The organism is Streptomyces sp. NPDC092369 (assembly GCF_044755245.1).
In the GTDB taxonomy this organism is placed as follows: domain Bacteria; phylum Actinomycetota; class Actinomycetes; order Streptomycetales; family Streptomycetaceae; genus Streptomyces.
In genome coordinates this window covers 313,578-338,398 of record NZ_JBIVQP010000008.1, presented here as the reverse complement: position 1 = coordinate 338,398, position 24,821 = coordinate 313,578, and the positions used below count along the sequence as shown (strand labels likewise).

Genomic DNA, 24,821 nt, shown 5'->3' with positions numbered 1-24,821 from the left:
TATTGCCGAGAACCATTGCTTGGGAAGGGGGTGCGGCGGGATGTCGGTGGATCCGGAGGGCGACCTGGAGGACCGATTGACGCCGGTGCTGCGGCCGGTGCGGGCGGGGAACGGTTTCGAGGAGGCGCTGGAACAGATCCTGCAGGTCGTACGGCTGGGCCTGGTGCCGGGGGGCGAGCGGCTGCCGGCCGAGCGGGAACTGGCGGAGCGGCTGGGGATCAGCCGGGTGACCCTGCGCGAGGTGCTCAAGGTGCTCCAGGACCAGGGGCTCGTGGAGTCGCGACGGGGGCGGTACGGCGGCACGTTCGTGCTGCCGAAGTCGGATGCGGGGGGCGAGGACGAACTGCGCCGGCGGAGCACCGAGGTCGACATAGAGGACGTACTGCGCTTCCGGGAGGTGTTGGAGGTGGGGGCGGCGGGCCTGTGCGCGACCCACGGCCTGACGGCGGACCAGTCGGACCGGCTGCGCGAGGCACTGGCCCGCACGCACGACGCTCCGCTGGCCGACTACCGCCGCCTCGACACCATGCTGCATCTCACCCTCGCCGAGCTGTGCGGCTCGCCGACGCTGACCGCGCAGTACGCGGCGGTACGGGCCACGGTGAACGACCTGCTCGACTGCATCCCGCTCCTCGTCCGCAACCTGGAGCACTCCCAGCGCCAGCACAGCGCGCTGGTGGAGGCGGTGCTGGACGGGGACGCGGACGGGGCGCGGGAGATGATGCGGGAGCACTGCGGGGGCACTGCGGCGCTGCTCAGGGGCTTCTTGGCGTAGGCATTTAAAGGTAAAGCACTGCACCATTCAGGGAGGGTCCGTGACCGGACGGCCGTTGATCGGCGTGAGTACGTATCTGGAGTCCGGCGCGCGCTGGGGTGTGTGGGAGCTGGAGGCGGCGCTGCTGCCGGCCGGCTACCCGCGCCTTGTGCAGCAGGCGGGCGGCCTGGCGGCGATGCTCCCGCCGGACGCGCCGGAGCACGCGGCGGCGGCCGTGTCCCGTCTGGACGGCCTGGTGATCGCGGGAGGCCCGGACGTGGAGCCGTCGCGGTACGGCGCGGAGCGGGACGCTCGTACGGGGCCGGCGGCGCGGTTGCGTGACGCGTGGGAGCTGGCATTGACGGACGCGGCTCTCGCGGCGCGGGTGCCGTTGCTGGGGATCTGCCGGGGGATGCAGGTGCTGAACGTCGCTCTCGGAGGGACGCTGGTCCAGCACATCGACGGCCACGCGGAGACTCCCGGGGTCTTCGGCCGGCACTCGGTGAAGCCGGTTCCGGGGACGCTGTACGCGGCTGCCGTCCCGGAGGAGACGTCCGTGCCGACCTTCCATCACCAGGCGGTGGATCGGTTGGGGGCGGGGCTCGTGGCGTGCGCGTACGCCGGGGACGGGACGGTGGAGGCGGTTGAGCTGCCGCGGGCTTCCGGGTGGGTTCTGGGGGTTCAGTGGCATCCGGAGATGGGGGAGGACGTGAGGGTGATGCGAGCGCTGGTCGCGGCGGCGACGCAATAGCCTTCCTCGCCCCCGCCGCCCCTACCCGTCCCATCCTTCTGGGGGCTGCCGCCCCCAGACCCCCGCTTCGGCCTGAACGGCCTCGTCCTCAAACGCCGGACAGGCTAAAAAGATCAAGCCCAGGTCCGCACAATCCAGCCCCTTGGGGGTCCCCCCTCTGGGGGAGTTTGAGGAGCGGGGTCTGGGGCGGAGCCCCAGGATGGGACGGGTAGGGGCGGCGGGGGCGAAAAAAGTCAGGTTCGGGTCAGGGACAGCAGATCCCTCGCCGGCCCCACCGGACGGTGACCCGTCGGCCACACCGCGCGGAGCGAACGCGCCAACGCGACGCCGTCGACCGGCACCCGCACCAACCTCCGCACACCCAACTCCTCCCCCACCGCCAACTCACTCAGCACGGCCGGCCCCGCCCCACTCACCGCCGCCGCCTTCACCGCCGTCGTCGAGGACAGCTCGATCAACGGCCGGGCCAGACCCCCCAGCGCCGCGTCCAGCACCTGCCGCGTCCCCGACCCCTCCTCCCGGAGGATCAACGGCGTCGCCGCCAACTCCCCCGCCTCCAACGCCCGTCGACGCCGAGCCCAAGGATGCCCCGGCGCCGTCACCACGATCAGGTGGTCGTGCGCGATGACCGCCGAGTCCAGTCCCGCGGGGACACTGACCCCCTCCACGAAACCAAGGTCCGCCTCCCCGGACAGCACCCGCTCCGCCACCACCGTCGAGTTCCCCGCGAGCAGCGACACCGCCGTGTCCGGCCGCTGCGCGTGCAGTGCCAGGAGCCAGCCCGGCAGCAAGTACTCCGCGATCGTCATGCTCGCCGCCACCCGCAGCCGCGAATCCCGCCGCACCCGCAACGCCTGCGCCCCCGCGTCGAAAGCCGCCGCCGCCTCCACCACCCGCCGGGCCCAGTCCGTGACCAGCGCCCCCGTGTCGGTCAGACGGGACCCCCGCGGCGATCGGTCCACCAGCGCCACCCCCAACTGCCGCTCCATGGACCGGATCCGACTGCTGGCCGCCGGCTGCGTGATCCCCATCTCGCGCGCCGCCCCGCCCAGACTCCCGAGCCGGGCCACCGCCAGCAGCAACTCCAGCGCCCCGAGATCCGGCACCCGATGCGCGAGCGGCCCGGCGGACCTCACCGTCTCGGCGATCTCAGCCCTCTCGTCCCTGTCGTCCATGCCCTTGCTCATAACCTCAGCTTATGCCCCCATAGACCTGTCCTCCCTGGTACCGGCCACCACCCGGCGAGACCGTGGAGGCATGGTCACCGCAGCCCACCCCCTCACGCGTGCCACCGCACGCCCGCCGCACGCCAGGACCGTCCGTCACCTCGGACCCAACTGGTACGCATCCGTCATGGGCACCGCCATCGTCGCCACCGCGGGATCGGCCCTGCCCCTCGGCATCCCCGGCCTGCGCGGCGTCTGCGCGGCCGTCTGGGCCCTCTCACTCGCCCTACTGCTGACCCTGCTCATCGCCCGCGCCCTGCACTGGACCCACCATGCCGACCAGGCCCGGGCCCATCTCCTCGACCCTGCGATGGCGCCCTTCTACGGCTGTCTCGCCATGGCCCTGCTCGCCGTCGGCGGCGGTGCCATGACCGTCGGGCGGGACTGGATCGGGCCGCACAACGCGGTCGTTCTCGATGCCGTGCTCTTCAGCGCCGGTACGGTCGTCGGGCTCGCGTCCGCCGTCGCCGTCCCGTACCTCATGGCCGTACGGCAAAAGGTGGACGCGGCCGACGCCTCGCCCGTGTGGCTGTTGCCGCTCGTCGCGCCCATGGTGTCGGCCGCGCTCGGTCCGCTGCTCGTGCCGCATCTGCCGGCCGGACAGGCTCGGGAGACCTTGCTGCTGGCCTGTCTCGCCATGTTCGGCGTCAGCCTGCTGGCCACGCTCATGATGCTGCCGGTGGTTTTCGGTCGGCTGATCACCGGTGGGCCGCTGCCACTCGCCCTCACGCCGACGCTGTTCCTGGTGCTGGGCCCGCTGGGGCAGTCCACCACCGCCGTCGGCAAGTTCGCGGACGTGGCGCCCGGGGTCGTACCGGCCCCGTACACCGAGGGGTTCGAGGTGTTCGCCGTGCTGTACGGCGTACCCGTGATGGGGTTCGCGCTGCTCTGGTTCGGGCTCGCGACCGCGCATGTGGTGCGGGCGCGCCGGAACGGGATGCGGTTCGCGATGACGTGGTGGGCCTTCACCTTCCCGGTGGGCACCTGTGTCACGGGCGCCGAAGCACTGGGCCGGCACACGGGGTTGCCCGTATACGACTGGCTGGCGGTCGGTCTGTACGTCGTTCTCGTCGCCGCCTGGGGCACCGCCGCCGTGCACACGGCGCGCGGTCTGGTCAGCGGCGAACTGCTCGCAGGGCCGCGCCCAGCACCCCTGGCGCCTCGGCCAACGACGGCCCGTACCAGGTGAGATGACGTCCGCTGACGAGTGCGCAGGGCAGGCCGGGGAACGCCTCCGGGCCGTCGTCGGGGGTGAAGCGGTAGGGCTCGTCGGGGAGTACGACCACGTCCGGGCGGGCCGCCCGCAACTCCCCTACGGGGATGGTCGGGTAGCGCTCGGGGTGGGCCGTGTAGAGGTGGTCCACGCCCAGTCGGGTCAGGACGTCGCCGGCGAAGGTGTCGCGGCCCAGCACCATCCAGGGGCGGCGCCAGATCGGTACGACGGCCGTGGTGCGGGTCCGCGGTGCGGGGAGGGCGGTCCAGGCGGACTGTGCCTCGTCGAGCCAGCGGGGGCGGGACACGGCCCCGCATGCCGTCAGTACCCGGGCGAGTTCCCCGAAGGCCTGCGGCACGGTCCGCACCTCGGTCACCAGGACCTCGACGCCGGCGGCGCGCAGGGCGGCGAGGTCGGGTGCGCGGTTCTCCTCCTCGTTGGCGATCACCAGGTCGGGGCGGAGCGCGAGAATCGCCTCGACCTTCGGGTTCTTGGTGCCGCCGATGCGGGTGACGGCGAGGTCGGCGGGGTGTGTGCACCAGTCCGTCACCCCGACCAGGGCGCCCGGCACGGACTGGGCCACTGCCTCCGTGAGCGAGGGGACCAGGGAGACGACGCGGGGCGTCACTGACGCGGCCGGTCCTGGACGGCCTCGATGTGCTCGGCCACCGCGACGACGACCACGCGCGTGTCCGACACGGTCGCCCGCCAGCGGTGACGCACCCCGCCGGTCAGGTACAGCGTGTCGCCGCGGCCGAGCCGGTAGGCGCGGCCCTCCGCCTCGATCTCCACGGCGCCGTCGGCCACGTACATCAACTGGTCGTTGCGGTAGTGGAGTTCACGGCCCGCGTCGTGGTCTCCGGCGAACTCCGTGGCGTGCATCTGGTGGTGACCCCGCACCAGGGAACGCATCTGCGGTTCGCCCGCCGGGGCGGCTCCTTCGGCCCGGACGACGTCGACGCTGCACGCCGGGTCGGCGGCGGCGAGGAGTTCGACGGCGGTGGTGCGCAGGGCGTCGGCGACCTTCTCCAGGGATGTCGTGCTGGGCCGCGCGCGATCGTTCTCGATCTGGCTCAGGAAGGGGACGGACAGGCCGCTGCGTTCGGCCACGACGGCGAGGGTGAGCTCCAGCGCACGGCGGCGTCGCCGCACGGCCGCGCCCACGCGCAGGGACTGGCCCTTGTGGTCGTCTTTGTGGTCGCCCATCGCTCCGGCTCCCTCCTTCACTCGTCGGCGTCCGGGTGCGGTACTCCTGACGAGTTCTCTGCACCTTACGCAGGTTCGGCAAACTGTTTCATGTGCCCGTCACATACCCGTAAACACTCCGTGCGGTCAACGCGCCAACTCTTGCCAGTGGATGAGTTCCCGTACGGGACCCCTACCGCATAGTTCAATGCCCGAAAGGTCCCGCATGTTCCCGCCCATCGACACGGAAGCGACCGGTCGGGTCCACGGTGTCGCCGTGACCGGGGTGAGGCCTGGGCAGGGATGTAGCGCTATGTGGTTGGCCGGATTCTTCTGGTAGCCCTTGGCATATGTGTTCCCGAGACGGCCCGAGGGGTGGACCCCACCACACGCTGTCAGGACGCGCGGGGAGGCCCACCCCTCGGGGGTGTCCGAGCGGCGGCTAGTGCGGGGTCATCCGGTCCACCATGTCCGGGTGATCCTTGAGCCAGGCGGCGACCGCCTCCTGCACGTGGCCCTGGCCGTGCTCGTTGATCTCGCTCTCCAGGCTGCCCAGTTCGGCCTCACTCATGTGAAAGTTCTTGATCCACTTGGTGAGCTGGGGGTATTCGCCCGGGAACTTCTCGTTCGAGATGGTGCGGATCGTGTTGCCCTCGCCGAAGAGCTTCTTGTCATCCTTCAGCTTGGTGAGGTCGTACTGGCTGTATGCCCAGTGCGGGGACCACAGGACCACGGCGACGGGCTGCTTCTTGGCGTAGGCGCGCTTGAGCTCGGCCAGCATCGCGGGCGTGGAACCGTCGACGACCTCGTACTCCTTGTCCAGGCCGTAGCCCGGCAGCACCTTCGTCTTGAGCAGGTTCATCTCGCCGGTGCCCGGTTCGATACCGATGATCTTCCCGTCGAAGAGGCCGGCCTTGCCCTTGAGGTCCTCGTAGGACGTGATGCCCTTGACGTACGAGGGCACGGCGACCTCCAGGGAGGTCGGCTGGTACCAGGTGCCGAGGTCCTTGAGTCTGTCCTTGCTCTTGTCCCAGTAGTTCTGCTGCGCGTACGGCAGCCAGGCGTCGAAGTTGAGGTCGAGGTCACCGGAGGCGAGGCCCGTGTAGACCGGACCGACGTCCATCTGCTTGAGGTTCAGCTTGTAGCCGCGAGTCTCCAGGACGTTCTTCCAGAGATAGGTGACGGCGATGTCCTCGTCCCACGGGAACCAGGCCACGTCGATCGCGCGCTTGGTCTCGGCCGCGGCCTTGGTGTTCCGGACCGGGGCCAACTTGTCGACGAGACCGGGCTGGTCCTTCAGCCAGGTGCGCACCGCGTCCTGCTGCTTGCCCTTGCCCGCCTTGTTGATCTCGGCTTCCAGGCTGGTGAGTTGCTTCTCGGTGAGCTTGAAGTCCTTCAGCCACTCGCCCACGGTCGGGTTCTCGTCCGCGAACCCCTTGCGGGAGAGGGTGTGCACCCCGTCGCCCTTGCCCCAGGCGCCCTTGGGGTCCTTGAGCTTCTTCAGCTTGTAGTCGTTGTACGCCCAGTGCGGCGACCAGAGCGTGACGACGACCGGCTCCTGCTTGCTGTACGCCCGCTTGAGCTCGGCCAGCATGGCGGGCGTGGAGCTGTCGACGACCTTGTACTCCTTGTCGAGGCCGTACTCCTTGAGGACCTTGCTCTTGAGCAGGGCCATCTCGCCGGCGCTGGACTCGATGCCGGTGATCTTCCCCCCGAAGGTCGACGCCTTGCCCTTGAGGTCGGCCAGGGAGTTGACGTCCTTCATGTACGCCGGGACGCTCAGCTCCAGGGAGGTCCGGTCGTACCAGGCCCCGAGGTCGTCGAGCTTGCTGCCGTACTTCTTCCAGTACTGCGCGTGGGTGGTCGGCAGCCAGGAGTCGGTCTCGAAGTCGACGCTGCCCTGCGCGAGGGAGGTGTAGAGCGGGCCCGCGTCGAACTGCTTGGCGTCGACCTGGTAGCCGCGCTGCTCCAGGATCTCCTTCCACAGGAAGGTGGAGGCGACGCCCTCGTCCCAGGGGATGTAGCCGATGCTGAGCTTCTTGCCCTGGCCGACATCGTTGCCGTCGGCGACCGCGGTGCCGTCCGACCTGCCGCCGAAGATGCCCATGCCGCCCGCCACCAGGGCCAGGACGACGACACCGACCACGGCGATCTGCGGGCTTGGCCGGTACGACCAGATCTTCAGGCCGCTCTGGGCGGCGCGGGCCTTGGCGGCGGCGCGGCGGCCCAGCGGGGAGACCTGGGTGCCCAGGGCGCTGGTCATGCGGTCCAGGTAGATCGCGAGGATCACGATCGCCACGCCCGCCTCGGAGCCGAGGCCGACGTTGAGCTGGCCGATGGCCTCGTTGACGTCGCCGCCGAGGCCGCCGGTGCCGACCATGCCGGCGATCGCGGCCATCGACAGGCCGAGCATGATGACCTGGTTGACGCCGGCCATGACGGTCGGCAGGGCGAGCGGCAGCTGGACGCGCAGGAGCGTGTCGCGGGGCGTGGTGCCGAACGCGTCGGCCGCCTCGACCAGTTCCTTGTCGACCTGCCGGATGCCCAGCTCCGTCATGCGCACACCGGGGGCGAGCGCGAAGATCAGGGTCGCGACGATGCCCGCGGAGGCGCCGGTGCCGAAGAACAGGATCGCCGGGATGAGGTAGATCATCGCGGGCAGCGTCTGCATGAAGTCCAGGACGGGCCGGACGATGCCGCTGACCCGGTTGGAGCGCGCGGCCCAGATGCCGACCGGCACGGAGATCACGAGCGCGATGATCGTGGCGACCAGCACGAGGGAGAGGGTCACCATCGCGTCGTCCCACAGTTCGAGGGAGTCGATGAAGGCGAACCCCACGAAGGTGAGCAGACCTGCGGTCGTGCCGCGCAGCCAGAACGCGAGCACGGCGAAGATGCCTGCCAGCAGCAGGGGTTGAGGCGCCTGGAGAACGGCGTCGATGCCGTCGTAGGTGCCCGTGAAGACGGTCTTGAGGAAGTCGAAGAGCCAGGAGACGTGGTTGAGCAGCCAGTCGACCGCGTCGTTGACCCAGTCGCCGAGCGGGATCCTAGGCACGGGCCACCTCCTCGTTGCCGAGGAAGCCGACCAGGCGCGACTGCCGGACCACTCCGACGAGTTTCCGTTCCGCGTCCACGACGGCCACCGGATGCGTCAACAGGGCGCTGAGCGCGCAGAGTTCGGTGAAGGGCGTGTCGGGCGTCACGGTCCGGCACTCGCTCTCACGCGCACAGCCGCAGTCGGCCTCGTCGCCGCGCACGTCCGTGTCCATCACGGCCGAGGCGGTGAGCACGCGGGAGCGGTCGACGTCCTTGGTGAAGGACGCGACGTAGTCGTCGGCGGGCCGGACGAGGATGTCCTGTGCCGTGCCGGTCTGGACTATGCGTCCGTCGCGCATGACGGCGATGCGGTCGCCCAGCCGCATGGCCTCGTTGAGGTCGTGCGTGATGAAGACGATCGTCTTCTTCAACGACTGCTGGAGCTGGAGCAGTTGGTCCTGCATGTCGCGGCGGATCAGCGGGTCCAGCGCGCTGAACGACTCGTCCATCAGCAGCAGGTCGGCGTCTGTGGCGAGCGCGCGGGCCAGACCCACGCGCTGCTGCATGCCACCGGACAGCTCGTCGGGCCAGGACTTCTCCCAGCCGGCCAGTCCGCACAGGGCGAGCGCCTCGCCGGCGCGACGCTCGCGCTCGGCGCGGGGCACGCCCTGCACGGCCAGACCGTAAGCGGCGTTCTCGACGACGCTGCGGTGCGGGAAGAGCGCGAAGTGCTGGAAGACCATGCTGATCTTCCGGGCCCGGACGGCGCGCAGGTCGCGGTCGGAGAGTGCGGTCAGGTCCTGTCCGTCGAAGCGGACATGGCCGGCGGTCGGCTCCAGGAGGCCGTTGAGCATCCTGAGGAGGGTGGACTTGCCGGATCCGGACAACCCCATCACGACGAAGATCTGGCCGGGGTCCACCGTGAAGGAGGCGTCGATGACGGCGGCGGTGGTGCCCTCCGCGCGCAGTTCCTCCCGGTCGGCTCCGTCCTCAAGTCGCCGCAGCGCCTCGTCGGGTCGTCTGCCGAACACCTTGTAGAGATGCTCTGCCTCTAGCGTGGCTGACACGCGTACCTCTCGTCTCTCGGGGCAAGGGAACAGGAGACGACGGGCCGCAAACAGTCGTATGTGCAATCGGCATCGCTCCGAGGCGGCCCCTGCCCTGGTCGGGGCGGGACAAACGCACCAGTGGGCCAGTTCACACGTCGTTTACAACTGCCATGCGGGGCCCGGTGACGGGTGAGTGTCAGTGCGGTGCGGCATGATGCGAGGCGTGACCGGACGACTGATGCTCCTCGACACCGCCTCGCTCTACTTCCGCGCCTACTTCGGCGTCCCGGAGTCCGTGAAGGCCCCGGACGGCACGCCGGTGAACGCCGTGCGCGGCCTCCTCGAATTCATCGACCGCCTGGTCAAGGACCACCGCCCCGATCAGCTGGTGGCGTGCATGGACGCGGACTGGCGCCCCCAGTGGCGGGTCGACCTCATCCCCTCCTACAAGGCGCACCGCGTCGCCGAGGAGGTCGAGGCGGGACCGGACGCGGAGGAGATCCCCGACACGCTCTCGCCGCAGGTCCCGATCATCGAGGACGTCCTGGACGCGCTCGGCATCGCGCGCGTGGGCGTCGCCCGGTACGAGGCGGACGACGTGATCGGCACGTTCACCGCGCTCGCGAAGGGCCCGGTCGACATCGTCACCGGCGACCGCGACCTCTACCAGCTGGTCGACGACGAGCGGGGGGTGCGCGTGCTCTATCCACTCAAAGGCGTCGGCATGCTCCAGCTCACCGACGAGGCGGTGCTGCGCGAGAAGTACGGCGTCGACGGCCGTGGGTACGCGGATCTGGCGACCCTGCGCGGCGACCCGAGCGACGGCCTGCCGGGCGTGCCGGGCATCGGCGAGAAGACGGCCGCGAAGCTGCTCGCCGAGTTCGGGGACCTGGTCGGGATCATGGCGGCGGTGGACGACCCGAAGGCGAAGCTCACGCCGTCGCAGCGCAAGCGCCTGGACGAGTCCCGCCCGTACGTGGCGGTGGCCCCGACGGTGGTGAAGGTCGCCGACGACGTGCCGCTTCCCGAGGTCGACACGGCCCTGCCGCACTCCCCGCGCGACCCGGCGGCACTGGACGCGCTGGCGGCGCGCTGGGGGCTTGGCGGCTCGCTGCACCGGCTGCTGGTCACCCTCGGGAGCTGACGCTCGCCGCCCCCGGAGCATGATCGGGACGGTCAATACCGCAAGCCTGGTTCTCATATCAGCGACTCACCCTCTCATTTCGGGAGGGCAAAGCTCTGCGTGTCGGTCTCAGCAACCTCTCATGCGGGAGGTGTTAAGTAGGGGAGAGATGCTAACTTAGGTTTACCTAAGCAAGGGACCAGGGAGGACGCCATGGCAGAACGCCCGGCTCGGAAGCCGCGGAAGCCCCACACCGCGCAGGTCGTCCGCACCGAACGGCTCACCCCGCACATGCAGCGCGTGGTGCTCGGTGGCGAGGAACTGGCCGTGTTCGCGGCCGACACCTGCACCGACCATTACGTGAAGCTCCTGTTCCCCACCGGTGGCGCCACTTATCCCGAGCCCTTCGACCTTGAGCGGATCCGCGCGGAGTTCCCCCGCGAGCAGTGGCCGGTGACCCGGACCTACACCGTCCGCGCCTGGGACCCCGAACATCTTGAGCTGACGCTGGACTTCGTGGTGCACGGCGACGAGGGCCTGGCCGGCCCGTGGGCGGCGAACGTCCAACCGGGCGAGAAGGTGCGCTTCATGGGCCCCGGCGGTGCCTACGCGCCGAACCCGGAGGCGGACTGGCATCTGCTCGTCGGCGACGAGAGCGCGTTGCCCGCGATCGCCCGCTCCCTGGAGGCGCTGCCCGCGGGCGCGGTCGCCCACGCCTTCGTCGAGGTCTCCGGCCCCGAGGAGGAGCAGAAGATCGACTCCGATGTGGAGGTCGTCTGGCTACACCGCGGCGACCGGCCGATCGGCGAGCCCCTTCTCGACGCGGTACGGGCACTGTCGTTCCCGGAGGGCCGGGTGCACGCCTTCGTCCACGGCGAGGCGCACTTCGTCAAGGAACTGCGCCAACTCCTCCACTGCGATCTGGAGATCCCTCGCGAAGACCTGTCGATCTCCGGCTACTGGCGGCTCGGCCACAACGAGGACGGCTGGCAGGCCTCCAAGCGGGAGTGGAACGCGCGCATCGAGGCGGAGCAGGAGGGCAGCGCGTCGTCCGCGGCGTGACACGTCCCCTGCCCGGCATCTTGGAAGCGGCGGCACCTCTCGGGTTGCCGCCGCTTCGTCATGCGCCCGTGCCGACGGGGCCAACTCGCCTACACCGACCGCTGATACGACCTGAACGTCCGGATCGACAGCCACACCGCCACCACCGCGAGCGCCAGCAGCGCACCCCCGCGGCTGAGCACGTCACCCCAGTCGGGATCCTCGGACAGCGCCGAACGGCCCGCGACCATCGCCCAGTTGAGCGGGTTGAAGTCGGCGACGTGCCGCATCCAGCCCGGCATCTGGGCCGGCGCCATGAAGGCGCTCGACAGGAACGTCAGCGGCAGCAGCAGGAAGGTGTTGATCCCGATGATCGACTCCCGCTCCCGCACCAGCATGCCCAACGCGTTGGACAGCGCCCCGAACACCGTGCCGAGCAGCACCGAGGCGACCACCAGGATCGCCACGCCACCGATGCCACCCGGGTAGTCGGCGCCGCCGAGCAGGCCGAGCAGCACGATGACGACCGACTGGAACGCGGTGACCAGGCCGTTGTTGACGACGTTGCCGTTCATCAGGGCGGCCCGGCTGACCGGGGTGGTCAGGAAGCGGTTGAGGGTGCCCCGCTGGATCTCCTCCAACGTGCCCATCCCGGCCCACATGTTGGAGCTGAGCGCGCTCATCACCACCACGCCCGGCACCAGGTAGTCGAGGTAGGAGGTGGTGCCGAAGCCGCCCAGCTCGACGACGTTCTTGAAGAGGTCGCCGAACAGGAACAGCCAGATCACCGGTTGGATCAGAGTGATGATGGCGAACGCGGGCTGCCGTGCGAACACCATGAGTTGACGCTGCGTCATGTACCAGGTCTGGGAGACGGCCGTGCTCATCGGGCACCTCCGGCGAGGACGAGGGGCTGGTCGGTTCCGGCGTCGGCCTCGGCGTAACGGCGGCCCGCGTAACGGAGGTAGACGTCGTCGAGGGAGGGGCGGGCGACGGTCGCGGCGGCGACGCCGACCCCGGCCCGCTCCAGGGCCGCGAGCAGGGCGGGTACGGCGGCCGCTCCGTCGTCGGCACGGACGCTGATGCGGCGCCCGTCGACCAACACCTCGTGCACGCCGGGCACTTGACGCAGAGCACCGCCGAGGAGCGTACGACCGGCCTCACCGACCGCCTCGCGCACCTCCAAGTGAACGGCGTCACCGCGGAGTTCGCCCTTGAGGGAGTCCGGGGTGCCTTCCACGACGACCCGGCCGCGGTCGACGATCGCGATGCGCTCGGCGAGCCGGTCGGCCTCCTCCAGGTAGTGCGTGGTGAGCAGGATGGTCAGCCCCTCGTCGCCGGCCAGCCGACCGATCTCGTCCCACATCGCGGTGCGGGCCTCGGGATCCAGACCGGTGGTGGGCTCGTCGAGGAAGAGCACCTCGGGGCGGTGCACCAGGCCGAGGGCCACGTCGAGCCGTCGCCGCATGCCGCCGGAGTAGCCCTTGACGGGACGCCGGGCGGCGTCGGCGAGGCTGAACCGGTCGAGCAGCTCGTCGACGCGGCTGTTGAGCCCGGCGCCCCTCAACCCGTAGAGCCTGCCCTGCAGTTGGAGGTTCTCGCGGCCCGTGGCGACGGGGTCGGCGCCGGAGCTCTGGGCGACCACGCCGATCGCGCGGCGCACCCGGTCCGGATGGCGCAGCACATCGTGCCCGGCGACGGTGGCGGTGCCCGAGTCGGGGCGGGCCAGGGTGGTGAGGATCTTGACGGTGGTGGATTTGCCGGCGCCGTTCGGCCCGAGGAGTCCGAAGACGGTGCCGGGTTCGACGGTGACGTCCATGCCGTTGAGGGCGGTGACATCGCCGGGGTAGGTCTTGATCAGCTGACGCGCCTCGACGGCGGGCGCGCGGGTGGGACTCCCATGTGTGGGACCCGATGGGGTGGGACTCATGACGACAGCTCTCCTGAGTGAGCGGATGCGGATGAGGACCGATCCGTCCGTCCACGCGTGCGAAGAGCGCCGGGCTATCCTGGGTGTGCCGCACCTCGATCAGCCTGGCTCGCCGCACGGTGGAGTCGGTTCGGGGTTCGAGACCCCGGCGGAGCTGCTGCAACAGCTCGGTCGGGGTTCTTCTCCGTTACGTGAACTCCGGTGGCACAACCCCCGTTTCATGGAACTGGCGCCACCCCTCGACGCCGGACAGCGAGCCCTTCTCGATCTCCGCCAGGAGACCCCGGACCCACTCCGCCTGCGCCTCGGCCATGTGCAGTTGGTATTCGACCTCCACGAGGAAGATCCGCGGCAGCGTCTCGCAGAGCTTCGCCAGCGCTGCCCGCCCGCTCGCCACCTCCAAGTCGAGGCTGCGCAGCCGCTCTTCGAGCAACCGGACCGCCTCGTCAGGGGGCAGCGCCCCGATCAGCGACAGCGCGGTCTCGAAGATCGGGTACTCCTTGACCGGGACGGCCACCAGATCCGACAGCCACTCGGTCATCTCCGTGCGCCCGGCCTCGGTGAGCCCGTAGACCGTGCGCTCGGGCCGATTGCCCTGCCGCTCCACATCGGTGACCTCGACGAAGCCGTGCTTCTCCAGGCTCTGCACGACCGTGTAGAGCGAGCCGTAGTTGATCTTCGTGCTGGTGTCCTTGCCCTGGCGGCGCAGGGTCTGGGCGATCTCGTACGGGTGCATGGGTTTCTGCCAGAGGGTGACCAGCACGGCGAGCGCGAGCGGGTTGCTGAGCTTGCGGCGCTTCACCGCCATGGAGAACACCTCGCTTCCGAATATCCGTGAGCGAACATATCGCGAGTGGCCCGCGGCGTCAATACACGATGTATCGCGATTCCGGTGTCACCGCAAGGGCGTGAGGACTTGGGCCCCCCGCGGACACGGCGGCGTGACGCGTACGAAACAGCCCCTCCCTAATTTCTGTCGCCTGACAGGAACTCCGCACGCCCTGTCGCCGACAGGAACCCCGCGCCACTCTCCGCTCCCGCGCCGAAGGCAGGTGCCGCCGTGACGACAACCGCCCCCTCCGACGTACGCCCCGATCCGCCGCACTCCCCCGACGACCACTCCCTCGCCGAGTTCGGCTACCGCCAGGAGCTGCACCGCAGCCTCGGCCGGTACGCCTCCTTCGCGGCCGGCTTCTCCTTCATCTCGGTCCTGACGACCGTCTTCCAGTTCTTCGCCTTCGGGTACGCGTTCGGCGGCCCCGCCTTCTTCTGGGCCTGGCCGGTGGTCCTGGTCGGCCAGCTGCTGGTGGCCGCCTGCTTCGCCGAACTGGCCGCGCGCTACCCGATCTCCGGCGCCATCTACCAGTGGTCCTCGCGCCTGTCGAACCTCACGTTCGGCTGGTTCGCCGGCTGGATCATGGTGATCGGACAGATCGTGGTGGTCGCCGCTGCGGCTCTCGCGCTCCAGATGGTGCTGCCGGCGATCTGGTCGGGCTTCCAGCTGATCGGCACCGACCCCGCCCCGACCTCGGCGGACGGCGCGGCCAACGCGGCCGTGCTCGGCGTGATCCTGCTGGTCCTCACCACGCTGGTGAACATCCTCGACAACCGTGTGATGTCCCTGATCAACCGGGTCGGCGTGACCGCCGAGATCATCGGCGCGATCCTCATCGTCGTCCTGCTGCTGACCCACTCCGAGCGCACCCCGAGCATCACCTTCCACACCACGGGCGCTGCCCAGTCGGGCCTGTTCGGGGCACTGGCGGTGGGCTCGTTCACGGCGGCGTACGTGATGATCGGCTTCGACAGCGCGGGTGAGATGAGCGAGGAGACCCGCGACCCCCGCCGCACGGCACCCCGCACGATCCTCACCGCGCTCGGCGCCGCGGGCCTGCTGGGCGGCCTGATCGTTCTCGGCGGCCTGCTCGCCGCCCCCAGCCTCACCGACGGCCACCTGTCGGTCGACGGCCTGAGCTACGTCCTCACCAGCAGCCTCGGCGACGGCTTCGGCAAGGTGCTGCTCGCCGACGTGGTCGTGGCGATCGCCGTGGCCACCCTCGCCATCCAGACAGCGGCCTGCCGCATGCTGTTCTCCATGGCCCGCGACGGCCAACTCCCCTTCGCCGCCCGCCTGTCCAGGGTCAACCCCCGCACGGGCATGCCCAGCGCCCCGGCCCTGGTGGTAGGCGTCCTGGCAGCGGCCCTGCTCCTCCTCAACTTCTCCTCCCCCGAGGCCTTCCTGGCCATCGGCACCACCTGCATCGTGATGCTGTACCTGGCCTACGCGATGGTCACGGGCCCGCTCCTCCTCCGCCGCCTACGCGGCGAGTTCACGACGGACGGCACCGACGAGAAGGGCGCGAAACTCTTCTCCCTCGGCCGCTGGGGCATCCCGATCAACGCCCTCGCCCTGGTCTACGGCCTCCTGATGACGATCAACCTGGCGTGGCCACGGGCGGCGGTCTACGACCCGGCGGGTGGGCATTGGTACTTCCAGTGGTTCACCGCCGTATTCCTGCTGGTCACGGTGCTGCTCGGGTTCCTGTACCAGGGCGTGAAGGCGCGACGGGGGACGTCCGTTCCGGAAGGGGCAGTGGCGGGAGCGCCCGTCGAATCCGCTTGAGCTCCCCGGCCCGCTCGTACTCTGCGGCCATCGCGATGCCCCGCCCGTTGGCGCTGTCCATCGGGCGGAGCATCGGAGCATCCAGCGCAAGCAGCCGGCGAGCACGGATGGAATGGCCGCCAGGCTACGCGCGAGCACTGACAACGACGCTACGGACAGGACTCGCCGAACTTCACCGCGCCGAACACGACCGGCTGCCCGCTCAACTTCGCCCCCGCGACCGGCTGTTGGCTGCACACCTGCCAGTTCGAGCCGATGAGTACGAGCCGCCCGTCGCCGGACGCGTCATCGACCGTGATCGAGGTACTGGAGTCGAGCGCGTCACGGGCGGCCTGGACCGACTTCCCCTTGAAGTCCGGCATGGTCCCGCCGGCCTCCGAGGGTGCCGCCTGGTCCTCGGTGGGGCAGGTCTCGTCAAGCTTGACCGCGCCGAAGTCCAGCTTGGTGTCCGTGGCCACGCCGGTGCCGGCCTTCACGTTCTGGGAGCAGACCTTCCAATCCCGGTCGAGGATCTGATGCCGGTCACGACCCAGGGAGTCGTGGCTCTTCAGGTCGTAGAACCCGGCCTCCTGCGCGGTGTCCTGGGCGGATTGAAGACCCATACCGACAAAGTCGGGGACTGTCCTGGTCTCGTCGACGGCCGTGGGGCTACCGCCGGTGGCCGGGGTGGTCGGACTGCCGCTTCCGCCGGTCTTGTCGTCGTCGCAGGCGGAGCCGATGCCACCGATGACGAGGATGCCCGCGGTGACACCGCCGACGAGCTTCCAGTTCCGCCGCTGCTTCGGCGGTGGACCTCCGCCCCATGTCGGCGAACCAGGCTGCGGCAATGCGGAGTTGGACACGATGCGACCTCTGATACGTAGATGAGCGGACACCGTGTCAGGTCGGGCCGGACGGCCCGTACGGTGCGTGGCGAACGCGTGGCGGGTACGGATTCTGCAGGCCGGACCCGCGACGCCCCCTACCCCTGAGCCGTGACGCCGGTGATCTCCACGGACACCTTCGTGCCCGACGAGACCGTGCTGATCACCGACGGCGTGTAGTTCAGACTCGTCCGGTCCGACAACTCGGCCGTCGCGATGACCGGGCCCGACTCGTCGCCGTGGATCTCATAGGTGATCCCGTAGACGGCGTCCGGGTCGATGTCCTCACTGTCACCCAGGAAGGTCAGATCCGGCTCGACCGTCACATTGCAGCCGGCCGACCCGAAGCACTGCCGCGACGTGGTGCGCAGTTCGATCGTGAAGTCTTCGGCGGCGACCTCGTCGTACACCGGCGAGGGGTCCGGCTCCTCCTCGGCGACGGTCACGGCGTCCTCGTCCGGGGCACTGGACGTCGACCCGGCCGAGGCCGGCTTGCCGTCGGCGTCTCCGGACCGCGCCACCACGATGCCCGTGCCGATGACGGCGGCGATCACTGCCGCGGCCGAGGCGATGACGATCAGGTGGGTGCGCGACACTTTGGGAGCCGACGGCTCGGGCGCCGACGGCGGGAAGTCGGGCATGGGTGGCGGCGCGGCGTCAGTCATGGTCCCCCCAAGGACGTGATGGGCAGGACGGCATCATGTGTCCTCATGTGCGACGCATGGGGGAAGTGTGCCCATATTGACTACTGATGAGTGAGAGCTCGGGACACCGCTGGACGGAGCGCGACGGAGCCGCAGATCTGGCCCCGTCGTGACCGGTACCGCGGGCCTCGGCCGACTGTGGATCTCCGTCGTCCTGGTCCTCTTCGGCGTCGGCTCACTCGCCGGTGTCACCCTCGCCGGACGCCTGTCCGACCGACGCCCCGGCCTGGTCCTGGCGGCCGGCGGACCGCTGCTGCTCATCGGCTGGCCGGCTCTGGCCGTACTCGCCGACCGGCCGGCCGCCCTGCTCGCCCTCGTCCTCGTGCAGGGCACGCTCTCGTTCGCGCTGGGCGCCACCCTGATCACCCGAGTCCTCTACGAGGCCGCGGGCGCCCCCACCATGGCCGGTTCCTACGCCACCGCCGCCCTCAACATCGGCGCGGCCGTCGGCCCCCTCCTGGCCGCGACCGCCCTCGACACCCCCGCCGGAGACCGCGGACCCCTGCGGGCGAGCGGCCTCCTCGTGGCGCTCGCCCTGCCGATCGCGTACCGGGCTCTGGGCCCCCTGCGCACCGCCCGGCCCCCGTACGCCTGACCCCGATGCCGCCCCCGCTCCTCGTACGCTGACCCCCTGATGAAACGCAAACCCCGCATCCCGCCCTCCCCCCTCCCCCAACGCCAGGGCGTCGACCCCGTGCGCGTGAAACTGCCCCAGGACGGCCCCTGGCCCACCGTGCGCGCGTATCTCGTCGAGCGGCTGAGCGGGGCGGGGGTCGGGGTCGTCGACGGGATGTTCGACGCGGGGGAGATCGTCGGGACCGACGGGCGGGCCGTGGCGCCGGAAACCGCGTACGAGCCCGGCATGTTCGTGTGGTTCCACCGCGAACTGCCCGCCGAGGTGCCCGTGCCGTTCGCGCTGGACGTCGTGTACCGGGACGAGCACCTCGTCGTCGCCGACAAACCGCACTTCCTGGCCACCACCCCGCGCGGCAGCCATGTCACCGAGACCGCGCTGGCGCGGCTGCGCCGGGAGTTGGGGATTCCGGCGCTCGGTGCCGCGCACCGCCTCGACCGGCTCACCGCCGGGCTGGTGCTGTTCACCGTGCGACCCGAGGACCGGGGCGCGTACCAGTCGCTGTTCCGCGACAGGAAGGTGCGCAAGGAGTACGAGGCGGTGGCTCCGTACGATCCCGGGCTCGAACTCCCTCGGACCGTGCGCAGCCGGATCGTGAAGGAGCGAGGAGTGCTGGCCGCCTACGAGGTCGACGGTGAGCCGAACGCGGTGAGCCGCGTCGAACTCGTGGAGCGGCGCACGGAGTTCGGGATCGCGCGGTACCGGCTGCTGCCCGCCACGGGCCAGACGCACCAGCTGCGCGTCCACATGAACCGGCTCGGCGTACCCATCCTCGGCGACCCGCTCTATCCCGAGGTCGCCGACCCCGTGCCGCCCGGTGACTTCCGGCGCCCGCTCCAACTGCTGGCGCGGACCCTGGAGTTCACCGATCCGGTCACGGGGGTGGAGCACCGGCTGCGGAGCACGCGCACGCTCGAAGCCTGGTCCTCGTACGGCGATTGGGACGACCGGGACGCCGAGCAACCGCCCGACCGGGACGCTGAGCAACCGCCCGACCGGGACGCTGAGCAACCGCACGACCGAGACGGTGCGTAGCCACCGACCGGGACGGGGAGCCCGACCGGGATGTCAGTAGCCGCCGCGCCACCAGCGCAGGAACCGCTGCCAGACGCTCGACCCGTGCACGGGTTCCTGCATCGGCGCGGGCGTCGGCAGCGGCGGCGGCGGTGCGACCGGTCGCGGCTCCACGACGGGCGCCGCGGCCACCGGCGTCGACGGCTCGGACTGCGTGGTGCCCACCTGCCAGGTGGCGCGCTGCGGCGGGACCGGGGCGTGGCCCGGCTTCTGCATGATGTCCTGCGGCGGCTTCGGGTCGAAGAAGACCGGCAGCTCCACCAGGTGCCGCGAGGCGATCGACTGCGTCCAGGTCAAGTCCTCCTCGTCGCAGTCGAGTTGGACGTCCGGCAGACGCATCAGCAGCGCGTCCACACCGGTGATCGCGATGCCACGGGCGATGTCCTGGCCCGGGCACTCGTGCGGGCCGCCGCCGAAGGCGAGGTGGGACCGGTTGCCCTGCATGTTGGCGGCGAGGTCGGGGCGCACGCGCGGGTCGACGTTGCCCGGCGCGACACCGAAGAGCAGTCCGTCGCCCTCGCGGATGCGCTGGCCGCCCAACTCCGTGTCGCTCTTGGCGTAGTAGGCGAAGACGGTGCTGAACGGCGGTTCGTCCCACAGGGACTGCTCGACCGCCTCGGGCACCGTCATCTGGCCGCCGCTGAGTTGGGCCCGGAAGCGCGGGTCGGTCAGGACCATGCGCAGCACGTTGGCGATGAGGTTGACGGTGGCCTCGTACGCGGCCATGAGGACGACCCAGAGGTGCTTGGTGACCTCGTCGTCGGTGAGCTTGGCCGGGTGGCCGATGAGCTGGCTGGCGAAGTCCTCCTCGGGCTGCCGGCGCCGGCGCGCGGTCAGCCGTTCCAGTGTGCCGAGGACGTAGCCGTGGCTGGCGATCGCGGTCTCGGTGCCCTTGAGCATGTCGCGGGTGGCCTGCACCATCCGGTCGTTGTACTCCTCGGGCATGCCGAGGATCTCGCACATCACGGCCATCGGCAGGTGCTCGGCGAAGTCGCTGACGAGGTCGGCGCGGCCGGTCTCGCAGAACTGGTTGACCAGGCGCTGCGTCGCGCGGTTGATGTGCCGGCGGGTGCCGCGGTGGTCGATGGTCGAGATGGCGCCGGTGACCGCGCCGCGCAGCCGCAGGTGTTCGTCGCCCTCCGCGTGGGAGCAGATGGGCTCCCAGGCGATGTGCGGCATCAGCGGGTGGTCGGGCTTGACCATGCCCTCCTGGAGCGGGGACCAGATGCGGCTGTCCCGGCAGAACTGCGAGGGGGTACGCAGCATGTGCAGGTTCTCGGTGTGGCCGAGCACCACCCACATCGGCACGTCGTCGTGGAGCAGTACGGGCGCCACCGGGCCGTGTTCCTCGCGCAGTTGCTCGTACAGGGAGGCCAGGTCCTCCGCCTCGGGGCCGTAGAGCCGGTGCAGTCCCCCGGGGCCGCGGTTGTGGGCGGGACAGCCGGGCGGCGGTCCGAGCGTGGGGTCGTCCGTACCGGTGAGGGAGTGGGATTCAGGCGTCACGGTGGTCGCTCCGAAGGGGATCCGTTGTCTGGGGGGCGGGCTGGACCGGGCTGTCAGGTGAGCGCGCCCGTCATGGCGAGCGAGTGCAGGAAGCGCATGAGGGTCATCAGGACGTCCCGGCTGGAGGCCCGGCGGCGCACGTCGCACTCGATGATCGGGATGTCCTCCGCCAGGTCGAGCGCGGTGCGCAGGTCCTCGACGGGGTAACGGGGGCCGTCCGGGAAGGAGTTGACGGCGACGACGAACGGCACACCGCGCTCCTCCAGTCGCCCTATGACGTCGAAGCTGACCTCCAGGCGGCGGGTGTCGATCAGCACGACCGCGCCCAACGCGCCCTCGAAGAGGCCGTTCCACAGGAACCAGAAGCGCTCCTGGCCCGGTGTGCCGAAGAGGTACAGCACCAGTTTCTCGGTGATGCTGATGCGGCCGAAGTCCATGGCGACGGTGGTGGCCGTCTTGGTCTCGGAGCCGTAGTTGTCGTCGACCCCGACGCCGGCCTGCGTCATGGTCTCCTCGGTGGTCAGCGGCCTGATCTCGCTGACCGAGCCGACCATGGTCGTCTTGCCGACTCCGAAGCCGCCCACGATCACGATCTTCGCCGCGGCCTGGGCCGTGTGCGGCAGGTGGTCCTCGGTGCGTGGGCCGGGGACGGTGTCAGAGCCTTTGAAGTCCATGCATCACCGCTTCGAGAAGGGAACGGTCGGGGAGCGCCTGCCGGACGATCGGGGCGCGCGCCACCACCAGTTCGGCCGTCAGCATCTCGGTGAGCAGCACGGTCACCACACTGAACGGCAGGCTGAGATACGCCGAGAGCTCGGCCACCGAGAGCGGGGCGGAACAGAGCCGGAGCATCGTCGTCTGCTCGGGCGTGGAGGAGGGCGACGGGTCGGAGTGCGCCACGATGAGGGTGACCAGGTCGAGGTCGGCGCGCTCGCCGTCCCGTCCGGCGACCACGTACAGCCGTTCCGGCGCCTTCCCGTCGGCCTGTTTGCCCTCTTCGCCCCGCGCGCTTTCGTCACCCTGTTCGGTCTCGATGACCTCTTTGGGTTTGCGGGGCGGTTCTTCCTTGCGATATCGCCGTCGGCGTTGCGGAGGAGTCATACGGTCTGCCCGTTGCGCCTGGGCGGACTGGTGAGGTGGGCTCCGATGCGTACGACGAGGTCGCGCATGCGGTTGCTCATCAGCCCGGGTTCGGCGACGACGTCGGAGAGGACCGCGAGGTAGGCGTTGGCGCCCGCTGCCATCAGGTAGAAGTAGCCGCCGTTGATCTCGATGATGACCAGCTTCATCCGGCCGTCGCTGTCCGGGATCTCCTGGGCCACGGCACCCGCCAGACTCTGCAGTCCCGCGCAGGCCGCGGCGACGCGGTCGGCCGCGTCCGGATCGCCGCCGTAGCGAGCGATGCGCAGGCCGTCGGCGGAGAGCACCACGATCATCTCGATGCCCGGTACTCCGTCGGCGAGATCCTTGAGCATCCAGTCGAAGTTGGCTCGCTGCTGGATCACTTGGGGTCCCTCTCGTCGTCGGCCTCAACACGGGCCGGCTCGTTGGTCGGCTGGGGGGTGTCGAACGGGTCCGGCATGCCCTTGAGTCCGTCCCAGAACGCCTCGACCCACAGGCCGGGTTCGGGTTCGTCCTTCTTCTCCGGCTCGGGCTCGGGCTTGGGCGTGGACCAGACGGTCGGGGTGCCCTCCCGCTCGGCCCGTTCGATGGCGGCCTGCTCGGCGATTCGCACGTGCATCGGGGTCTTGACCCGGCTGCGGCGCTGCGGCAGGCCGCCCGCGGTCCATTCGGTGACCTCGGGGACCTCGTCCTCCATGGACACACCGGCCGGGATGCGCGGACTGGTGGGGCGCCGCTTCTTCGGCGCGCGCTTGGGACCTTCGATCGCGCCGAGTTCGGGCCTGGGCGAGCCGGTGGCGCCGACGCCGTGGGCGAGGCCGGGCGCGGGGTCGGTGGTCATCATCACGCGCGGCACGATGAGGACGGCACGGACACCGCCGTACGCCGAGGAACGCAGCGAGATCTGCATGTCGTACGCCTTGCACAGGCGGCCCACGACAGCGAGGCCCAGGCGCGGGGACTCGCCGAGGTCCTGGAGGTCGACGCCGGCCTTGGCGCGCTCCAGCAGGGCCTCGGTCTTGGCGCGGGCCTCCTCGCTGAGACTGACGCCGGCGTCCTCGATCTCGATGGCGACGCCGGTCTGCACCTCGGTGGCGGTGACGTGCACCTTGGTCTGCGGCGGCGAGTAGCGCGTGGCGTTGTCGAGGAGTTCGGCGCAGGCGTGGATGACCGGCTCGACGGAGACGCCGCGGATGTTGACGTGGGCGATGGAGTCCAGCGAGATGCGCCGGTACTCCAGGATGCGGGACATGGCACCGCGCAGCGTGCTGTAGAGGGTCACCGGGGCCGGCCACTGGCGGCCGGGGCGGCCGCCGCCGAGCACGGCGACGGAGTCGGCGAGCCGGCCGATCAGCGCGGTGCCGTGGTCGATGCGCAGGAGGTCGTCGAAGACCTCCGGGTTGCGGCCGTGGTCCTCCTCCATCTCCCGGAGTTCTTTCGCCTGTTGGTGGACGATCGCCTGAACGCGGCGGGCGACGTCGACGAAGGAGCGCTGCGAGGAGTCCCGCAGGGCCTCCTCGCGGTCGATGATGTCGAGCACCGTCTTCAGCACCCGCACCTGTGCCTCGGGGAGTTCGGCGTAGGAGGGGTCGAGGTCACCGAGTCGGCGAATCACCTCTCCGGGGGAATTCCCGGCCCGCATCAGCTGGAGCGCGGCGGGCGCGATCTCGTAAGCGAAGCGGAGCATCTCCTGCTCGTGCAGGGAGATCCGCCGTTCCAGATACGCAGTGTGACGACCGCTCTGCTCGCGCAGGTTCCGCAGTGCTCGGCCGCGTCGTACCGCTTCGGCCGCCGTCGCGATCACCAGGAGCGTGGCGACGGCGCCGCACCAGCCGACGGCCGCGCGGGCCGGCTCGGTCACCACGGCGACGGCGGCTCCGGTCGCGGCGGCCATCACTATGGCAGGCAGCAACAGCACGCGCGCGTAAGGAAGTTCGCGGCGCCCGGGAGGGGATTGAACACTCACCATGTAGGCCCTCTGAAACAAATCGACGGGGGGAGTCGCACATATGGGGAACAAGCGCACGAATACATCTCAACTCGGTGCGCTGCGGGCGAGCTTAGTCCGACCGGATCATCGCCGTGTCATATTCAGCAAGCACCTGAAATCGCCCACGCAACAGGAGTACTCTCGGCTGCATTTACACGCAGAGACGTCATTCGCACACGTTCGGTCACGGCGTACAGGCATACGAAAACCACTCACCGTGACGGGTGAAGGTCAGATTCCGGCGATGCGCAGAGCCGCGTCGGCGGTCGCTTCGGCAAAGGCCGACACCGGCCGCTCCGGGTCCGAGCGGTGCACGAGGATCACGCCCTCGATCAGCCCGAACAACAGGTCCGTACGCAGATCCAGCTCGCTCTTGGCGAGCGCGCCCCCGGCCTCGGTCGCCGCGAGCAACTGCCGGTAGGCGTCCTTGAGTTCGGCGCGCACGGCATGGAATCCGGCGAACCGCTCGGCGCGCACCTCGGGCAGCAGATAGAGGCCGCCGAGGTTGTGCGGGCCGCCGCACAGCAGCTCCACGTCGGTCCGGCACAGCTCCCACAGCCGGTCCCCGGCCGGGGTCACGTCGTCGGCGAGCAGCTCACGGGCGTACGTGAGCGAGGGCGTGACCGTGGACTCCAGGAGCTCGGCGAGCAGTTCCTCCTTGCCGGAGACGTAGTGGTACATCGACGCCTGCCGCATGCCGGCGCGCTCGGCGACCGCGCGGGTGGTGGTGGCGGCGTACCCGCGGGTGGTGAACAACTCGGCGGCGGCGGTGAGCAGTTCGTCGCGCGGCTGGAGGCCACTGTCCGGCCGCTGCGCGGCGCGCGGCCGGCCGACCCGGCGTCCACCTGTCGCTCCCATGGTTTCGATCCTCGCACACGGCGCCCCGCGGCAGGCTCGGGGCGATCTTGGTGAGGGCTCGGTAACCGAGCGGCAACGCGCGGGCAATCCCGGCGACCCGCCCGCCTCCTAATTTCTGTCGAGCGACAGAAATAGCCGCGCA

23 protein-coding genes and 1 pseudogene are annotated in these 24,821 nt (G+C 70.2%); 8 read left to right on the top strand and 16 right to left on the bottom strand.

Annotated features, from left to right (window positions below; translation table 11 throughout):
* Positions 1–40 precede the first annotated feature (40 nt).
* The gene (locus tag ACIQI8_RS39475) at positions 41–775 is read left to right on the top strand and encodes a FadR/GntR family transcriptional regulator (RefSeq protein ID WP_402362132.1); all 735 of its coding nucleotides are present in this window, start codon (positions 41–43) and stop codon (positions 773–775) included.
* A 40-nt stretch (positions 776–815) separates the two neighbouring features.
* On the top strand, positions 816–1,505 hold the full coding sequence (locus tag ACIQI8_RS39470) for a gamma-glutamyl-gamma-aminobutyrate hydrolase family protein (protein ID WP_402362129.1): 690 nt from the start codon (positions 816–818) through the stop codon (positions 1,503–1,505).
* A 233-nt stretch (positions 1,506–1,738) separates the two neighbouring features.
* Here ACIQI8_RS39470 and ACIQI8_RS39465 read toward each other — a convergent pair whose 3' ends face one another.
* Positions 1,739–2,680, bottom strand: a complete 942-nt coding sequence (locus ACIQI8_RS39465) for a LysR family transcriptional regulator (protein WP_402362783.1) — start codon at positions 2,678–2,680, stop codon at positions 1,739–1,741.
* A gap of 82 nt (positions 2,681–2,762) precedes the next feature.
* On the opposite strand from ACIQI8_RS39465, the gene ACIQI8_RS39460 reads away from it, so the two are divergent.
* On the top strand, positions 2,763–3,920 hold the full coding sequence (locus ACIQI8_RS39460) for a TDT family transporter (RefSeq protein ID WP_402362126.1): 1,158 nt from the start codon (positions 2,763–2,765) through the stop codon (positions 3,918–3,920).
* Here ACIQI8_RS39460 and ACIQI8_RS39455 read toward each other — a convergent pair.
* From ACIQI8_RS39455 to ACIQI8_RS39440, 4 genes are all read right to left on the bottom strand, one after another.
* Positions 3,847–4,572, bottom strand: a complete 726-nt coding sequence (locus ACIQI8_RS39455; protein WP_402362123.1) for a helical backbone metal receptor — start codon at positions 4,570–4,572, stop codon at positions 3,847–3,849. The genes ACIQI8_RS39460 and ACIQI8_RS39455 overlap by 74 nt on opposite strands.
* Positions 4,569–5,150, bottom strand: coding sequence for a helix-turn-helix domain-containing protein (locus ACIQI8_RS39450; protein WP_402362120.1), 582 nt, complete (start codon positions 5,148–5,150; stop codon positions 4,569–4,571). The genes ACIQI8_RS39455 and ACIQI8_RS39450 overlap by 4 nt, the downstream gene beginning before the upstream one ends.
* 421 nt (positions 5,151–5,571) lie before the next feature.
* Entirely contained in the window at positions 5,572–8,184 is a 2,613-nt protein-coding gene (locus tag ACIQI8_RS39445) for an ABC transporter permease/substrate binding protein (RefSeq protein ID WP_402362117.1), read from the bottom strand.
* Positions 8,177–9,232 carry a glycine betaine/L-proline ABC transporter ATP-binding protein gene (locus ACIQI8_RS39440; RefSeq protein ID WP_402362114.1) on the bottom strand — a complete coding sequence of 352 codons (1,056 nt, stop codon included), beginning with the start codon at positions 9,230–9,232 and terminating at the stop codon, positions 8,177–8,179. The genes ACIQI8_RS39445 and ACIQI8_RS39440 overlap by 8 nt, the downstream gene beginning before the upstream one ends.
* A 196-nt stretch (positions 9,233–9,428) precedes the next feature.
* Between ACIQI8_RS39440 and ACIQI8_RS39435 the strand changes: the two genes are divergently transcribed.
* On the top strand, positions 9,429–10,358 hold the full coding sequence (locus ACIQI8_RS39435) for a 5'-3' exonuclease H3TH domain-containing protein (protein ID WP_402362780.1): 930 nt from the start codon (positions 9,429–9,431) through the stop codon (positions 10,356–10,358).
* Between the two features lie 192 nt (positions 10,359–10,550).
* On the top strand, positions 10,551–11,399 hold the full coding sequence (locus ACIQI8_RS39430) for a siderophore-interacting protein (RefSeq protein WP_402362111.1): 849 nt from the start codon (positions 10,551–10,553) through the stop codon (positions 11,397–11,399).
* Between the two features lie 89 nt (positions 11,400–11,488).
* On the opposite strand, the gene ACIQI8_RS39425 is transcribed toward ACIQI8_RS39430, so the two are convergent.
* The 3 genes from ACIQI8_RS39425 to ACIQI8_RS39415 form a co-directional block, all read right to left on the bottom strand.
* On the bottom strand, positions 11,489–12,265 hold the full coding sequence (locus ACIQI8_RS39425; protein WP_402362108.1) for an ABC transporter permease: 777 nt from the start codon (positions 12,263–12,265) through the stop codon (positions 11,489–11,491).
* Positions 12,262–13,308 (bottom strand): ATP-binding cassette domain-containing protein, encoded by a 1,047-nt coding sequence (locus tag ACIQI8_RS39420; RefSeq protein ID WP_402362105.1) that lies wholly within the window; start codon positions 13,306–13,308, stop codon positions 12,262–12,264. Before ACIQI8_RS39420 ends, ACIQI8_RS39425 begins: the two co-directional genes overlap by 4 nt.
* Positions 13,309–13,495: 187 nt before the next feature.
* Positions 13,496–14,116 carry a PadR family transcriptional regulator gene (locus ACIQI8_RS39415; RefSeq protein WP_402362102.1) on the bottom strand — a complete coding sequence of 207 codons (621 nt, stop codon included), beginning with the start codon at positions 14,114–14,116 and terminating at the stop codon, positions 13,496–13,498.
* A gap of 252 nt (positions 14,117–14,368) precedes the next feature.
* Here ACIQI8_RS39415 and ACIQI8_RS39410 point away from each other — a divergent pair, with 252 nt between their 5' ends.
* Positions 14,369–15,931, top strand: coding sequence for an amino acid permease (locus ACIQI8_RS39410; RefSeq protein ID WP_402362099.1), 1,563 nt, complete (start codon positions 14,369–14,371; stop codon positions 15,929–15,931).
* 149 nt (positions 15,932–16,080) lie between these two features.
* Here ACIQI8_RS39410 and ACIQI8_RS39405 read toward each other — a convergent pair whose 3' ends face one another.
* Entirely contained in the window at positions 16,081–16,773 is a 693-nt protein-coding gene (locus tag ACIQI8_RS39405; RefSeq protein ID WP_402362097.1) for a PASTA domain-containing protein, read from the bottom strand.
* 119 nt (positions 16,774–16,892) lie between these two features.
* Entirely contained in the window at positions 16,893–17,459 is a 567-nt protein-coding gene (locus ACIQI8_RS39400; protein WP_402362094.1) for a hypothetical protein, read from the bottom strand.
* 142 nt (positions 17,460–17,601) lie between these two features.
* Here ACIQI8_RS39400 and ACIQI8_RS39395 point away from each other — a divergent pair.
* Positions 17,602–18,093 (top strand): annotated as a pseudogene (locus ACIQI8_RS39395) (Cmx/CmrA family chloramphenicol efflux MFS transporter); the annotation flags it as partial.
* Between the two features lie 39 nt (positions 18,094–18,132).
* Entirely contained in the window at positions 18,133–19,167 is a 1,035-nt protein-coding gene (locus ACIQI8_RS39390) for an RluA family pseudouridine synthase (RefSeq protein WP_402362091.1), read from the top strand.
* A 33-nt stretch (positions 19,168–19,200) separates the two neighbouring features.
* Here the strand turns inward: ACIQI8_RS39390 and ACIQI8_RS39385 are convergent, their stop codons facing one another.
* The 6 genes from ACIQI8_RS39385 to ACIQI8_RS39360 form a co-directional block, all read right to left on the bottom strand.
* Positions 19,201–20,709, bottom strand: coding sequence for a cytochrome P450 (locus tag ACIQI8_RS39385; protein ID WP_402362088.1), 1,509 nt, complete (start codon positions 20,707–20,709; stop codon positions 19,201–19,203).
* Positions 20,710–20,762: 53 nt separating this feature from the next.
* Positions 20,763–21,383, bottom strand: a complete 621-nt coding sequence (locus ACIQI8_RS39380; protein ID WP_402362085.1) for a GTP-binding protein — start codon at positions 21,381–21,383, stop codon at positions 20,763–20,765.
* Positions 21,364–21,810, bottom strand: coding sequence for a DUF742 domain-containing protein (locus ACIQI8_RS39375; protein WP_402362082.1), 447 nt, complete (start codon positions 21,808–21,810; stop codon positions 21,364–21,366). Before ACIQI8_RS39375 ends, ACIQI8_RS39380 begins: the two co-directional genes overlap by 20 nt.
* Entirely contained in the window at positions 21,807–22,214 is a 408-nt protein-coding gene (locus ACIQI8_RS39370) for a roadblock/LC7 domain-containing protein (RefSeq protein ID WP_124002712.1), read from the bottom strand. Before ACIQI8_RS39370 ends, ACIQI8_RS39375 begins: the two co-directional genes overlap by 4 nt.
* Positions 22,211–23,800, bottom strand: a complete 1,590-nt coding sequence (locus ACIQI8_RS39365) for an ATP-binding protein (protein ID WP_402362079.1) — start codon at positions 23,798–23,800, stop codon at positions 22,211–22,213. The genes ACIQI8_RS39370 and ACIQI8_RS39365 overlap by 4 nt, the downstream gene beginning before the upstream one ends.
* A 252-nt stretch (positions 23,801–24,052) precedes the next feature.
* On the bottom strand, positions 24,053–24,679 hold the full coding sequence (locus ACIQI8_RS39360; protein ID WP_185146351.1) for a TetR/AcrR family transcriptional regulator: 627 nt from the start codon (positions 24,677–24,679) through the stop codon (positions 24,053–24,055).
* Between the last annotated feature and the right edge of the window lie 142 nt (positions 24,680–24,821).

Bases quoted from the DNA above. Each gene is read 5' to 3' on its own strand.
- ACIQI8_RS39475 (WP_402362132.1), top strand. From the start codon at position 41: ATGTCGGTGGATCCGGAGGGCGACCTGGAGGACCGATTGACGCCGGTG.
- ACIQI8_RS39365 (WP_402362079.1), bottom strand. From the start codon at position 23,800: ATGGTGAGTGTTCAATCCCCTCCCGGGCGCCGCGAACTTCCTTACGCG.
- ACIQI8_RS39360 (WP_185146351.1), bottom strand. From the start codon at position 24,679: ATGGGAGCGACAGGTGGACGCCGGGTCGGCCGGCCGCGCGCCGCGCAG.
- ACIQI8_RS39380 (WP_402362085.1), bottom strand. From the start codon at position 21,383: ATGGACTTCAAAGGCTCTGACACCGTCCCCGGCCCACGCACCGAGGAC.
- ACIQI8_RS39465 (WP_402362783.1), bottom strand. From the start codon at position 2,680: ATGGACGACAGGGACGAGAGGGCTGAGATCGCCGAGACGGTGAGGTCC.
- ACIQI8_RS39415 (WP_402362102.1), bottom strand. From the start codon at position 14,116: ATGGCGGTGAAGCGCCGCAAGCTCAGCAACCCGCTCGCGCTCGCCGTG.
- ACIQI8_RS39420 (WP_402362105.1), bottom strand. From the start codon at position 13,308: ATGAGTCCCACCCCATCGGGTCCCACACATGGGAGTCCCACCCGCGCG.
- ACIQI8_RS39460 (WP_402362126.1), top strand. From the start codon at position 2,763: ATGGTCACCGCAGCCCACCCCCTCACGCGTGCCACCGCACGCCCGCCG.
- ACIQI8_RS39425 (WP_402362108.1), bottom strand. From the start codon at position 12,265: ATGAGCACGGCCGTCTCCCAGACCTGGTACATGACGCAGCGTCAACTC.
- ACIQI8_RS39435 (WP_402362780.1), top strand. From the start codon at position 9,429: ATGCGAGGCGTGACCGGACGACTGATGCTCCTCGACACCGCCTCGCTC.
- ACIQI8_RS39450 (WP_402362120.1), bottom strand. From the start codon at position 5,150: ATGGGCGACCACAAAGACGACCACAAGGGCCAGTCCCTGCGCGTGGGC.
- ACIQI8_RS39400 (WP_402362094.1), bottom strand. From the start codon at position 17,459: ATGACTGACGCCGCGCCGCCACCCATGCCCGACTTCCCGCCGTCGGCG.
- ACIQI8_RS39375 (WP_402362082.1), bottom strand. From the start codon at position 21,810: ATGACTCCTCCGCAACGCCGACGGCGATATCGCAAGGAAGAACCGCCC.
- ACIQI8_RS39390 (WP_402362091.1), top strand. From the start codon at position 18,133: ATGAAACGCAAACCCCGCATCCCGCCCTCCCCCCTCCCCCAACGCCAG.
- ACIQI8_RS39430 (WP_402362111.1), top strand. From the start codon at position 10,551: ATGGCAGAACGCCCGGCTCGGAAGCCGCGGAAGCCCCACACCGCGCAG.